The organism is Serratia sp. BNK-12 (genome assembly GCF_047456085.1).
Lineage (GTDB): Bacteria > Pseudomonadota > Gammaproteobacteria > Enterobacterales > Enterobacteriaceae > Serratia > Serratia liquefaciens.
The window spans coordinates 871,512-884,967 of record NZ_CP179896.1; the positions used below are offsets into that span (position 1 = coordinate 871,512).

Here is a 13,456-nt window from a genome sequence, read left to right on the forward strand (position 1 = left end):
GCTGGCACATATTCTGTTTTAAGGGAGCGCCCAATGTTTAAGGTTTATCACTCCAATCAGTTGGACGTGTTAAAAACGCTGACCAGCATTTTGATAGCCAGAGAGCCCTTGGCCGATCCTTTCCAACAGGAAGTGGTGCTGGTGCAGAGCCCCGGTATGGCGCAGTGGCTGCAGATGCAACTGGCGGAGCAGTTCGGCATCGCCGCCAACATTGCTTTCCCCCTGCCGGCTACCTTCATCTGGGACATGTTTACCCGGGTGTTACCGGGTATCCCGAAAGAGAGCGCCTTCAGCAAAGACGCCATGACCTGGAAGCTGATGTGGCTGCTGCCCGATTTACTCACCCAGCCTGAATTTGCTCCACTGCAGCATTACCTCACCGACGACGGCGACAAACGTAAAATTCACCAGTTGGCCGGTCGGGTGGCAGACCTGTTTGACCAATACCTGGTGTATCGCCCGCAATGGCTGGAAAGCTGGCAGAAGGGCGAACGCGTTGACGGACTGGCGGAAGCGCAGCAATGGCAGGCCCCGCTGTGGGCGCGCCTGGTAGAGTACACCGCGGAATTGGGGCAGCCGGAATGGCATCGCGCCAACCTGTATCGCCGTTTTATCAACGAGCTGGAAAAGGCACAGCAGCCCCCAGCGGGATTGCCGCCACGGGTCTTTATCTGCGGCATTTCGGCATTGCCGCCGGTCTATCTGGAGGCCCTCCAGGCGCTGGGCAGGCACATTGACGTTCACCTGATGTTCACTAACCCTTGCCGCTACTACTGGGGAGATATTCAGAGTCAATCATTTCTGGCGAAATTGCAGAGCCGCAAACGACGCCATTATCAGGATCAAACCGAATATGCGTTATTCAAAGATCCTGAAAATGCCGCCGCACTGTTTAATGAAGCCGGTGAGCAAGACCTGCCGAACCCGCTGTTGGCCTCATGGGGCAAGTTGGGACGCGATCACCACTTTTTGCTTTCGCAGATCGAATCTGCGCAGGAAGTTTTCGCATTTGTCGATATCCCTGCGGACAATCTGCTGCATGGCATTCAGTACGATATGCTGGAGCTGAAGAACAGTGCGGTTATCGGCACCACGCCGGAAACGCTGGAAAGCAGCGCCACCAAACGACGACTGGATCCTGCCGATCGCTCCATCAGCCTGCACGCTTGCCACAGCCCGCAGCGTGAAGTTGAGGTGCTGCACGATCAGTTATTGAGCATGTTGGCGGATGACCCTGAGCTGACGCCGCGCGACATTATTGTGATGGTGGCGGACATCGACAATTACACGCCTTATATCCAGGCGGTATTCGGCAATGCCTCCCCAGAACGCTACCTGCCGTTTGCCATTTCTGACCGCAAAGCCAGCCAGGCCCACCCGGCGCTGCAGGCTTTTATCTCGCTGTTGGATCTGCCGCAGAGCCGCTTTACCTCAGAGCAGGTGCTAGCACTACTGGAGGTTCCCGCACTGGCGGCGCGATTCTCCATCCGGGAAGAGGGCCTGCGTCTGTTGCGCCATTGGGTGGGGGAATCCGGCGTACGCTGGGGCCTGGATGACGACAACGTGCGCGAACTGGATTTGCCCGCCACCGGACAGCACACCTGGCAATTTGGCATTACGCGTATGCTGTTGGGTTACGCCATGGACAGCAATGCCGGTGACTGGCAGGGGGTCTTGCCCTACGACGAATCGAGCGGATTGGTCGCCGAGCTGGCTGGGCAGCTAGCTGAGCTGCTGGCGGCGTTGAGCCGCTGGCGGCAACGGCTGGGGCAACTGCGTACGCTGCAGGAATGGCAGCCGCTGTGCCGCCAACTGCTGGAGACCTTCTTTGAGCAGGACGGTGAAACCGAAGTGGTGCTGGCGCTGATTGAGCAGCAGTGGAACAAGCTGTTCGAGTTCGGGTTGGCGGCCCGTTATCCCGATGAGGTGCCACTGTCCATCCTGCGTGATGAACTGGCGTCACGCCTCGATCAGGAGCGGATCAGTCAGCGTTTCCTGGCCGGGCAAATCAATTTCTGCACCCTGATGCCGATGCGTTCCATCCCGTTCAACGTGGTTTGCCTGCTGGGCATGAACGACGGCGTTTACCCACGGACGCTGCCGCCGTTAGGCTTTGATCTGATGGCACAGCAGGTCAAGCGTGGCGATCGTAGCCGCCGTGATGATGACCGCTATCTGTTCCTGGAGGCGATACTGTCGGCGCAGCAACGGCTGTATATCAGCTTTATTGGCCGTTCCATTCAGGATAACAGCGAACGTTACCCTTCGGTGTTGGTGACCGAGCTGCTGGAATACCTTGAACAGAGCTACTGCCTGCCGGGGGATGAGGCGTTGGACGCCGATGGCAGTGCAAAACGCGTGGGTGAGCACTTGCTTAACTGGCACTCGCGTATGCCGTTTGCCGCCGAGAATTTCCTGCCCGGTACCGAAGATCAGAGCTACGCCGCGGAATGGCTGCCGGCCGCCGACGGAAAAGGGGCTGCTCATCCACCGTTCAATCAGCCTCTGCTGCCGGAAGCGCAGACCCAGATTTTGCTGGATGATTTACTGCGATTCTATCGCCACCCTATCCGCGCCTTCTTCCAACTCCGTCTGGGGGTCAGCTTCATTCTGGAAGAAACCGAACTGCCGGATGAAGAGCCCTTTACCCTGGATAATCTCAGCCGTTATCAGTTCAACAGCCAACTGTTGAATACCCTGATTGACGGTGAGGACGCCACGCGCCTGTTTCAGCGAGTTCGTGCCGCCGGCGGATTACCCTTTGGCCCATTCGGTGAAATTTATTGGCAGAAGCAGCAGGAAGAGATAGCTGAATTGGCTGAGCAGGTGCGGGCAGAGCGTAGCGAAGGGCACAGTCTTGAACTGGATATCGACATTGCCGGCGTGCGCATTAGCGGCTGGTTGCATCAGGTTCAGGAAGACGGGCTGTTACGTTGGCGGCCATCCACCCTGTCGGCCGTCGATGGGATATTGCTGTGGCTGGAGCATCTGGTGTACTGCTGCGCCGGTGGCACAGGGGAAAGCCGTATTTACGGTCGCAAAGGGGCAGCCTGGCGTTTTGCCGCCCTGAGCGCAGAGGATGCCCATGAGCAACTGGCCGAATTGGTGGCCGGTTATCAGCGCGGTCTGTGTCAGCCGTTGCTGTTGCTGAACAAAAGCGGCTGGGCTTGGCTAAGCCAATGTTACCAGCAGGAAACGCAGCAGATTGACTGGGATGAAGAGGTGCAAATCAAGGCTCGAGCCAAGCTGCTGCAGACCTGGCAGGGCGATCAGCGCATTCCGGGAGAAGGCGAAGACCCTTATGTGCAGCGGGTATTCCGGCAGTTGGATAATCCTTGTTTAGCGCAAATTCTGGCCGAAACAGAACGTTACCTGCTGCCGGTTGCGCGACATAACCTTGGGTAACAATCCCCCGGTGGTACTGATTGCCGGGAGGTGGTAAAAATAATTAGGGTTATATTCAACTATCGGGGTCAGCTCCGGTCTTACATAACGTACAAGCATATAGATATTATTGTGTTGTGTTGTTTTGATGTACGCCGTCAACGTCAGGGATTTGGCGCGACGGCGTCAGAATAGGGGTTTATTTTGGATATGCGCAGACAGTTGGCCCGCATCACCGGGTTAGTATTATTGGTTATGTTTTGGGCACCGTTGAGCTGGGCCGCACAGGGATGGCAACCGCTGGCGGAGAAGATCAACAAAAGCGATCACGATCCGCGTCAGTATCAGGCGATTAAACTGACGAACGGCATGACCGTGCTGCTGGTGTCCGATGCTCAGGCACCAAAATCGCTGGCGGCGCTGGCGCTGCCGGTGGGCTCGCTGGAGGATCCGAACAGCCAGCTTGGGCTGGCGCACTACCTGGAGCACATGGTGCTGATGGGATCCAAGCGCTATCCGCAGCCGGAAAACCTGTCCGAGTTTCTGAAGAAACACGGTGGCAGCCATAACGCCAGCACCGCCTCTTACCGCACCGCATTCTATCTGGAAGTGGAAAACGATGCGCTGGCCCCGGCGGTAGACCGCATGGCGGATGCCATTGCCGAGCCGATATTGGATCCAGGCAATGCCGATCGCGAACGTAATGCAGTGAATGCCGAACTGACGATGGCACGTTCGCGTGACGGTATGCGCATGGCGCAGGTCGGGGCGGAAACGCTAAACCCGGCTCACCCGAGTGCGCGCTTTTCCGGCGGTAACCTCGATACCCTGAAAGACAAGCCCGGCAGCAAGCTGCACGACGAACTGACCGCATTCTATCAACGCTATTATTCCGCCAATCTGATGATGGGGGTGTTGTACAGCAACCAACCCTTGCCGGCATTGGCTGAACTGGCGGCCAAAACCTTTGGCCGCGTATCTAACCATGATGCCAGCGTACCGCCGATAACCGTCCCGGCCGTCACGCCTGAGCAACAGGGGATCATTATTCACTATGTGCCGGCTCAGCCGCGCAAGCAGTTGAAGGTCGAGTTCCGCATCGACAACAACAGCGCTCAGTTCCGCAGTAAAACTGATACCTATATCGCTTACCTGATTGGCAACCGCAGCCAAAACACGCTGTCGGACTGGCTGCAGAAGCAAGGGTTGGCGGATGCAATCAATGCCGGGGCCGATCCTATGGTCGATCGCAACGGCGGGGTGTTTTCTATCAGCGTTTCGCTGACCGATAAAGGCCTGGCCAAACGTGACGAGGTGGTTGCCGCAATTTTCAATTACCTGAAGATGTTACGCAGCGAAGGCATCAAGCAAAGCTATTTTGATGAGATCTCCCATGTACTGAACCTGGATTTCCGTTATCCCTCGATCACCCGTGATATGGACTATATCGAATGGCTGGTGGATACCATGCTGCGCGTGCCGGTCGAACATACGCTGGATGCGCCTTACCTGGCCGACCGCTACGACGCCAAAGCGATTGCCGAGCGTCTGGACGCCATGACGCCGCAAAACGCACGCATCTGGTTTGTCAGCCCGAATGAACCACACAACAAAACGGCTTACTTCGTTAATGCGCCTTATCAGGTCGATAAGATTACGCCGCAGCGCTTCGAGCAGTGGCAGCAACTGGGCAAGGGGATCAACCTGTCGTTACCGGCCTTGAACCCGTATATTCCTGATGATTTCAGTCTGACCAAGCCTTCGCACGAGTTCAAAAAACCGGAGATGGTGGTCGACCAACCGGGCCTGCGCGTATTGTATATGCCGAGCCGCTACTTCGCCGACGAGCCTAAAGCCGACGTTACAGTGGCGTTCCGCAATGCAAAAACCATGGACTCGGCGCGCAACCAGGTGCTGTTCTCGTTGACCGACTATCTGGCGGGAATTTCGCTGGATCAGCTGAGCTATCAGGCCTCGGTTGGCGGCTTGAGTTTCTCTACTTCACCGAACAACGGTCTGCAATTCAACGCTAACGGCTTCACTCAGCGTCTGCCGCAGTTGCTGACGTCGTTGATTGAGGGGTACTCCAGCTTCACGCCGACGGAAGACCAACTGGCGCAGGCCAAATCCTGGTATTTGGAGCAACTGGATTCTGCCGAAAAGGGCAAAGCCTTCGAACTGGCGATTCAGCCGGTGCAGATGGTTTCCCGCGTGCCGTACTCCGAACGCAGCGAGCGCCGTGAGGTGTTGAAAACCCTGACGCTGAAAGACGTGCTGGCCTACCGCGACAGTCTGCTGGCCGATGCGACACCGGAGTTGCTGGTGGTGGGCAATATGAGCAAGCAACAGGTGGATACGCTGGCCTCCACGTTGAAACACCGTCTGGGGTGTACCGGTATTGAATGGTGGCACGGCGAAGACGTTGAAGTGGCTAAAAAGCAGCTGGCCAACCTGCAGCGTGCCGGCAGCAGCACCGACTCGGCGCTGGCAGCGGTCTATGTGCCGACCGGCTATGACGAAGTGACCGGCATGGCCTACAGCTCGCTGTTGGGCCAGATTATTCAGCCGTGGTTCTACAGCCAGTTGCGTACCCAGGAGCAATTGGGCTATGCGGTATTTGCTTTCCCGATGTCCGTGGGGCGGCAGTGGGGGATTGGTTTCCTGTTGCAAAGCAACAGCAAGCAGCCGGCATATCTGTACCAGCGCTATCAGGATTTCTACCCGAAAACCGAAAAACGCTTGCGTGAGATGAAACCGGCCGACTTTGAACAGTATAAGCAGGCGATGATCAACGAGTTGAAACAGCGCCCGCAAACCCTGAGTGAAGAGGCTGGCCGTTTTGCCAATGACTTCGATCGCGGCAATTTTGCGTTTGATACCCGCCATAAGCTGATTGAACAGATCAAGCAACTGACGCCGGTCAAATTGGCGGACTATTTCCATCAGGCGGTGATCCAGCCGCAGGGTCTGGCGGTATTGTCGCAGGTGAGCGGCAGCGGCCAGGAGAAGGCGGATTATGCCGTGCAGCCGGAGTGGGTGACTTATCCTAATGCGTCCGCACTGCAGCAAACTATGCCGCGTAAGGTCGCTACACCATGACAGAGACTACCCCGCAGCGGCTTGATCCGCTAACGTTGCCGCTGTTTGGCGAACGGCTGATAGAAGCCTCGGCGGGGACCGGCAAGACCTTTACCATCGGGGCGCTGTATCTGCGCCTGCTGCTTGGCCTGGGCCAGGCGGCGGCTTTTCCCCGGCCGCTGACGGTAGAGGAGATCCTGGTGGTGACCTTTACCGAGGCCGCCACCGAGGAGTTGCGTGGACGTATTCGCAGCAATATCCATGGGTTGCGTATTGCCTGTGTCCGTGGCCGTAGCAAGGATCCGTTATTTACCTCGTTGATGGCGGAGATTAAAGATCTGCCCGACGCCGCTGCGCAGCTGTTGGCGGCCGAGCGGCAGATGGACGAAGCGGCGATATACACCATCCACGGTTTCTGTCAGCGTATGCTGACCCATAACGCCTTCGAGTCCGGCATTCTGTTTGAGCAGACTCTGGTGCAGGATGAGTTGCCGCTGCGTCGCCAGGCCTGTGCGGATTTTTGGCGTCGCCATTGTTACCCGTTGCCGCTGGGCGTGGCCCGGGCGGTAAGTCAGGAATGGAGCGGCCCGGAAGCCCTGCTGGCCGATCTCTCCGGTTATTTGCATGGCGAAGCGCCGCTGTTACGACGACCGCCGAAAGATGACGAAACGGTGCTGATGCGCCATGAGCAAATCGTGGCGCGTATTGACGCCATTAAAGCGCAGTGGGTGTCTGCCGCGGGCGATCTGGAAGCCTTAATTAGCCAGTCCGGCGTAGACAAGCGCAGCTACAGCACCAAACATCTGCCCAACTGGCTGCATAAGGTGGGCGAATGGACGGTGCTGGAAACGCAGGACTATCAGCTGCCGAAAGAGCTGGAGAAATTCCGTCAGTCGGTGCTGTTGGATAAAACCAAAAAAGGCGAGCCGCCACGTCATCCGCTGTTTGTGGCTATCGACGAACTTTTTGATGAACCGCTGACGCTGCGAGATTTGATCATGGCGCGGGCATTGAGCGAGATTCGCCTTTCTATTCAGCAAGAAAAGCGTCAACGAGCTGAGTTGGGCTTTGACGATTTGCTCAGCCGTTTGGATAGCGCACTGCACAGTGAAGGCGGCGATCGGTTAGCGCAGGCGATCCGTCAGCGTTATCCGGTGGCGATGATCGATGAATTCCAGGATACCGATCCGCAGCAATACCGTATCTTCCAAAAGCTTTACGTTGGCCGCCCCGAATGCGGCCTGCTGCTGATAGGCGACCCGAAACAGGCGATTTATGCCTTCCGCGGTGCCGACATCTTTACCTATATGCGAGCCCGCTCAGAGGTAAGCGCCCACTATACGCTTGAGACCAACTGGCGCTCGTCACCGGCAATGGTCGGCAGCGTTAACCATCTGTTTGCTCAGGTGGAAAAACCCTTCCTGTTCAGCCAAATTCCCTTTATTGACGTGGCCGCCGCCGCAAAAAACCGGGGCTTGGCTTTTGAACTGCAAAACCAACCGCAACCGGCAATGCAATTCTGGCTGCAGCAGGGAGAAGGTGTTGGCGTTAGTGAGTACCAACAATTGATGGCGCGCCTGTGTGCCACACAAATCCGTGACTGGCTCAGCGCCGGGCAACAGCAGCAGGCTTGGCTGGTGGATGGCGATAAACGCCGGGCGGTGCAGGCTTCAGACATTACCGTGCTGGTGCGTAGCCGTAACGAGGCGGCGTTAGTTCGCGATGCACTCAGTGCGCTGGCCATTCCTTCGGTTTATTTGTCCAACCGCGACAGCGTGTTTGATACGCCAGAGGCCAAGGATTTGCTGTGGTTGCTGCAGGCCGTGCTGGCACCGGAGCAGGAGCGTACCTTGCGCAGCGCTATGGCGACCGGGCTGATGGGATTGGACGCATTGGTGCTGGACAGTTTGAATCAGGATGAGCGCGCCTGGGATAGGCTGGTCGACGAGTTTGACGGCTATCGCTCCCTCTGGCTGCGTCGGGGAGTATTGCCGATGTTGCGTGAGGTGATGAAGCAGCGCCATCTGGCAGAAAACCTGTTGGCTACGCAGGGGGGCGAGCGTCGATTGACCGACGTGATGCATTTGGGGGAACTGTTGCAGGAAGCCTCAGCCCAGCTCGACAGCGAGCATGCGCTGGTACGTTGGCTGGCGCAGCAGATTGCCCAACCCAATCGTCAGTCTGACAACCAACAGCTACGTCTGGAAAGCGATCGCCATCTGGTGCAGGTGATCACCATTCATAAATCCAAAGGGCTGGAGTTTGATCTGGTGTGGCTGCCGTTCGTCGGTAATTTCCGCCAACAGCAGCAGGTGCTGTATCACGATCGCCAGAGCTTCCAGGCTTTGCTCGACCTCAACGCCGATGAAGAAAGTATCGAATGGGCGGAGGAGGAGCGACTGGCGGAGGATTTACGCCTGTTGTACGTGGCGTTGACCCGTTCGGTGTATCACTGCAGCATCGGTATTGCGCCGCTGATCCAAGGCACCCGCAAGAAGCAGGGGGATACCGATTTACACCGCAGCGCGCTGGGCTATCTGGTGCAAGCCGGCCAGGCCGGCGATGCAGCCTATCTGCAGCAATGCCTGCAACAGCTTGTCAGGGAGGGCGTTGCGCTGTCGCTGGTCGACACGCTGGATGAACAGCCCTGGTTACCGCAAACGCCGGAATTGAGCGAATTGGCCGCCAAAGGTTTTTCACGTCAGGTGCAGGATTTTTGGCGAGTGACCAGCTATACCGGCTTGCAACAGCACGGCGCAGGCCTGATGCAGGATTTATTGCCGCGGCTGGATGTTGATGCCGCAGGCGAGCAAGCTCAGGACAGTGAGCCAGCGCTCACACCGCACACTTTTCCACGCGGTGCTACGCCAGGGACTTTCTTGCACAGCCTGTTTGAAACGCTCGATTTTACCCAACCGCTCGATGAACAGTGGCTGCTGGAGCAACTGCAACAACAAGGCTTTGCCGAACATTGGCAACCGATACTGCTGGCGTGGATGCAGGTGTTGCTCAACACTCCGCTCAATGATACCGGTGTCGTGCTGTCGGCATTGGCGCCGCAGCAAAAGCAGGCGGAACTGCAGTTTTATCTGCCTATCGACAGGCTGTTGCAGGCCCGTGAGCTGGATGCCCTGGTGAAAAACTACGATCCGCTTTCTGCTCGCTGCCCGGCACTGGATTTCCAACAGGTGCAGGGAATGTTGAAAGGGTTTATTGACCTGGTGTTCTGCTGGCAGGGGAAGTACTACCTGCTGGATTACAAATCCAACTGGTTGGGCGAGGACAGCAGTGCCTATACCCGGCCGGCGATGGAGCAGGCGATGGCAGAACACCGTTACGATCTGCAGTATCAGTTATATACCCTGGCGCTGCACCGTTATCTGCGCCATCGGCTGGTGGACTACGACTATCAACGGCACTTCGGCGGGGTGATTTATTTGTTCCTGCGCGGGGTGGATGCGCAGCATCCAGGCAACGGCATCTTCGCCTGTCGGCCAGAGCAAGCGTTAGTCGAGGGTATGGACAGGTTGTTCAGCGGCGAGGCCATTACGGCAGAGGATGAGCCATGATAGCTTTACTGGAACAGGCGCAGGCACTCGGCGTGCTGCGCCCGCTGGATTTACAGTTTGCCCGCGTGGTGGCCACAGCGGACCAGCCGGATATTTTATTGGCTGCCGCTTGCCTCAGCGCCGAGGCGGGTGCCGGCCATGTTTGCCTGATGCTGGAACAGTTGTTGCCGGAGAATCTTTTTGACGGACGTCAGCCAGAGCTGGCGCAGGCTGTGTGGTTGGCGGCCGGGCAGCCCGATCTGACCGACTGGCAGCAGCGCCTGTCCGCCAGTGCGGCGGTTGGCGATGGCAGCACGGCGATGCCGATGGTGTTGCAACAGCAGCGTTTGTATCTGCAGCGCATGTGGCAGAACGAAGGTGAGGTTGCCGATTTTATCAGCGGTGACAGCCTCCATCAGGCGGTTGAAGAAGCCGAGCTACGCACCATTCTCGATCAATTATTTGGCGAAGCGACCGACGAACCGGACTGGCAGAAAATTGCCGCCGCGGTGGCCGCCACGCGGCGCATCGCCGTCATTTCCGGCGGACCGGGCACCGGTAAAACGACCACCGTGGCCAAGCTGTTGGCCGCGTTGGTGCAGCTTGCCGAAGGCCGACGTTTGCGCATTCAGTTGGCGGCACCCACCGGTAAAGCGGCGGCGCGCTTGACCGAATCCTTAGGCAGCGCCGGCAGGCAACTGGCGCTAACGCCGGAGCAACGTGCGCTGTTCCCAACCGAAGCCTCCACTCTTCACCGTCTGCTAGGCGCTCAGCCCAACAGCCAGCGTATGCGATATCACCGTGGCAACCCGCTGCATCTGGATGTACTGGTGGTCGATGAAGCCTCGATGGTTGACCTGCCGATGATGGCGCGCCTGATTGCCGCTTTGCCTGCTCAGGCGCGGGTGATTTTCCTGGGCGATCGCGATCAGCTGGCTTCGGTTGAGGCTGGCGCGGTGCTGGGCGATATCTGCCGCTTTGCCGAGCAAGGTTATAGCGTGGCACGGGCGGAACAGCTCTCGCGGCTGACGGGTTGTCTGCTGCAGGGGCAAAGTGCCGAGGCACAGGCAGCCGTGCGCGACAGCCTGTGCCTGCTGCGCAAGAGCTATCGCTTTGATGCCAACTCGGGCATTGGTCAACTGGCCTTTGCGGTAAATGCCGGGGATGGCAAGAAGGCAGCATGGGCGCTGGGCGGCAATTTCAGTGACGTTACGGGGCACCCGTTGGCGGAAACGCAAGACTATCAGGCACTTTTGGATGCGTGCGTGGCGGGCTATCGTGATTATCTGCAGCAGGTGGCGACAGGTGCTGACGCGGTGACGATACTGGCTGCGTTTGGCCAATTCCAGGTGCTATGCGCGCTACGAGAGGGGCCATTCGGTATTGCCGGGTTGAATGAGCGGATTGAAACGGGACTGCAACGCGCCGGTTTGATCCAGCGTAAGCCAGGAACTGCGGGGCGCTGGTATCCGGGGCGTCCGGTGATGATTGGGCGTAATGACAGCGCGCTGGGGTTGTTCAACGGTGATATCGGTATTGCTTTGCGAGATGAGAGCGGCGAGCTGCGCGTTCATTTCCAACTGCCGGACGGTAGCATTAAGTCGGTGCAGCCGAGTCGTTTACCGGCGCATGAAACTGCCTATGCGATGACGGTGCATAAATCGCAGGGCTCGGAGTTCGATCATACGGTACTGGTACTGCCCAATCATTTCTTGCCGGTGCTGACCCGGGAACTGGTGTATACCGCGATTACCCGGGCGAGGAAGCAGCTTTCGCTGTATGCCACCGAAGCCGTTTTACTACGGGCGATCCGCACCCCGACCCAACGCCGCAGTGGGTTGGCAGAGCGGTTACAGATAACGGGTTAAGAGAGAGCTTGGGGCGCAGCATGCTGCGCCCGCGCGGGTTACAGATCGGCCAGCAGAATTTTGGAACGGCGTTGGTAGTTGTACAGCGCCTGTTTTTGCATTGGCAGCACGTCAACTTCCGCCGGGGTGAACCCGCGCTCCTGGAACCAGTGGATGCTGCGGGTGGTCAGCACGAACAGTTTACGCAGGCCCATCTGGCGCGCCTGACTCTCCACCCTCTGCAGCAACATTTCACCGCGTGATGAGCTGCGGTAATCCGGGTGCACCGCCACGCAGGCCATCTCGCCGATTTTCTCTTCCGGGAACGGATACAGCGCCGCGCAGGCGATGGTCAGGTTATCGCGTTCAATAATGGTGAACTTGTCGATCTCCATTTCCAACTGCTCACGTGAGCGGCGAACCAAAATGCCTTGCTGTTCAAGCGGACGGATCAGTTCGAGGATGCCGCCGATGTCGTTAATCGTGGCCCGGCGCACCTGTTCCGCGCTCTCCATGACGATTTGGGTGCCGATACCATCGCGTGAGAACAATTCCTGCACCAACGCACCGTCTTCCTGATAGCTGATCAGGTGGCTGCGGCGTACGCCGCTGCGACAGGCCTTTACCGCGCCGCGCAGGAAGCGCACGGTGCCCGAATGGTAATCACCGCTCTCTTCCAGTTCTTCGATGCGTTTCTGCGCATCGTTGGGAAACAGTTCGGAAATGATATTGCCTTCCTGATCGGTGACCCCTTGAGACGAGCAGAAGCCGATCATCTTCTCGGCTTTCAGCTTGATGGCCAACTGGGTCGCCACTTCCTCTGACGTCAGGTTAAAGCTTTCGCCGGTAACCGAAACGGCAACCGGGCCGATCAGCACAATGGCGTTGCTGTCGAGCTGACGATGAATGGCTTCTTCATCAATACGACGGATGCGGCCGCTGTGGCAGTAATCCACACCGTCATCGATACCCAGCGGTTGGGCAATGATAAAGTTACCGCTAACCACGTTGATATGCGCACCCTGCAGCGGTGTGTTGTTGAGGCTCATTGACAGCCTGGCGGTGATATCCAGTTGCAACAGGCCTGCTGCTTGTTTAACCAGCTCAAGGGTGTGGGCGTCGGTAACGCGCGTATGTTTGTGATAAATCGGTTCGTAATTATGCTGCGCCAAATTAACGTCGATTTGCGGCCGTGCGCCATAGACCACCACCAAACGAATGCCCAGGCTATGCAGCAGCCCGATATCGTTGACGATGTTGGAAAAGTTCTCATGTTCGATGGCTTCCCCGCCAAGCATGACGACAAACGTCTTGCCACGGTGGGCGTTGATATAGGGAACTGAGTGACGGAATCCTTGGACCAGCTCTGTACTACGTTCCTTCACGGCCAAACCTCATTTGCATATTTATACGGTATTTTTGTATTTTTATTCTTTTATTGGCCTGATGGCAAGTGGGAAATTGTCTCTATTTCTTTGCTAAGGGCGCTGAATCGTTAATAAATTGAAAAACCATAAAAAGATTTTCTGATGACAGCGCCGGAATGATTGGTTAAAGTTTTCGGCATTCCCGTTTACTGGTGTTTTTTTCATCTGTTTT

The 13,456-nt window shown here is 57.4% G+C and carries 5 protein-coding genes; 4 read left to right on the forward strand and 1 reads right to left on the reverse strand.

Going from position 1 to position 13,456, the window contains the following annotated elements; genetic code table 11:
• The first annotated feature begins 33 nt into the window (after window positions 1–33).
• From recC to recD, 4 genes are all read left to right on the forward strand, one after another.
• Window positions 34–3,405 (forward strand): exodeoxyribonuclease V subunit gamma, encoded by a 3,372-nt coding sequence (recC, locus tag ACMGG1_RS03925; protein ID WP_414161163.1) that lies wholly within the window; start codon window positions 34–36, stop codon window positions 3,403–3,405.
• A gap of 189 nt (window positions 3,406–3,594) precedes the next feature.
• Window positions 3,595–6,483, forward strand: a complete 2,889-nt coding sequence (gene ptrA / locus ACMGG1_RS03930) for a pitrilysin (protein ID WP_414161444.1) — start codon at window positions 3,595–3,597, stop codon at window positions 6,481–6,483.
• Window positions 6,480–10,031, forward strand: a complete 3,552-nt coding sequence (recB, locus tag ACMGG1_RS03935; protein WP_409325459.1) for an exodeoxyribonuclease V subunit beta — start codon at window positions 6,480–6,482, stop codon at window positions 10,029–10,031. The genes ptrA and recB overlap by 4 nt, the downstream gene beginning before the upstream one ends.
• On the forward strand, window positions 10,028–11,878 hold the full coding sequence (recD, locus tag ACMGG1_RS03940) for an exodeoxyribonuclease V subunit alpha (RefSeq protein WP_413510703.1): 1,851 nt from the start codon (window positions 10,028–10,030) through the stop codon (window positions 11,876–11,878). Before recB ends, recD begins: the two co-directional genes overlap by 4 nt.
• Before the next feature lie 38 nt (window positions 11,879–11,916).
• Here recD and argA read toward each other — a convergent pair whose 3' ends face one another.
• Entirely contained in the window at window positions 11,917–13,242 is a 1,326-nt protein-coding gene (argA, locus tag ACMGG1_RS03945; protein WP_041414902.1) for an amino-acid N-acetyltransferase, read from the reverse strand.
• Between the last annotated feature and the right edge of the window lie 214 nt (window positions 13,243–13,456).

Bases quoted from the DNA above. Each gene is read 5' to 3' on its own strand.
- recC (WP_414161163.1), top strand. From the start codon at position 34: ATGTTTAAGGTTTATCACTCCAATCAGTTGGACGTGTTAAAAACGCTG.
- ptrA (WP_414161444.1), top strand. From the start codon at position 3,595: ATGCGCAGACAGTTGGCCCGCATCACCGGGTTAGTATTATTGGTTATG.
- recB (WP_409325459.1), top strand. From the start codon at position 6,480: ATGACAGAGACTACCCCGCAGCGGCTTGATCCGCTAACGTTGCCGCTG.
- recD (WP_413510703.1), top strand. From the start codon at position 10,028: ATGATAGCTTTACTGGAACAGGCGCAGGCACTCGGCGTGCTGCGCCCG.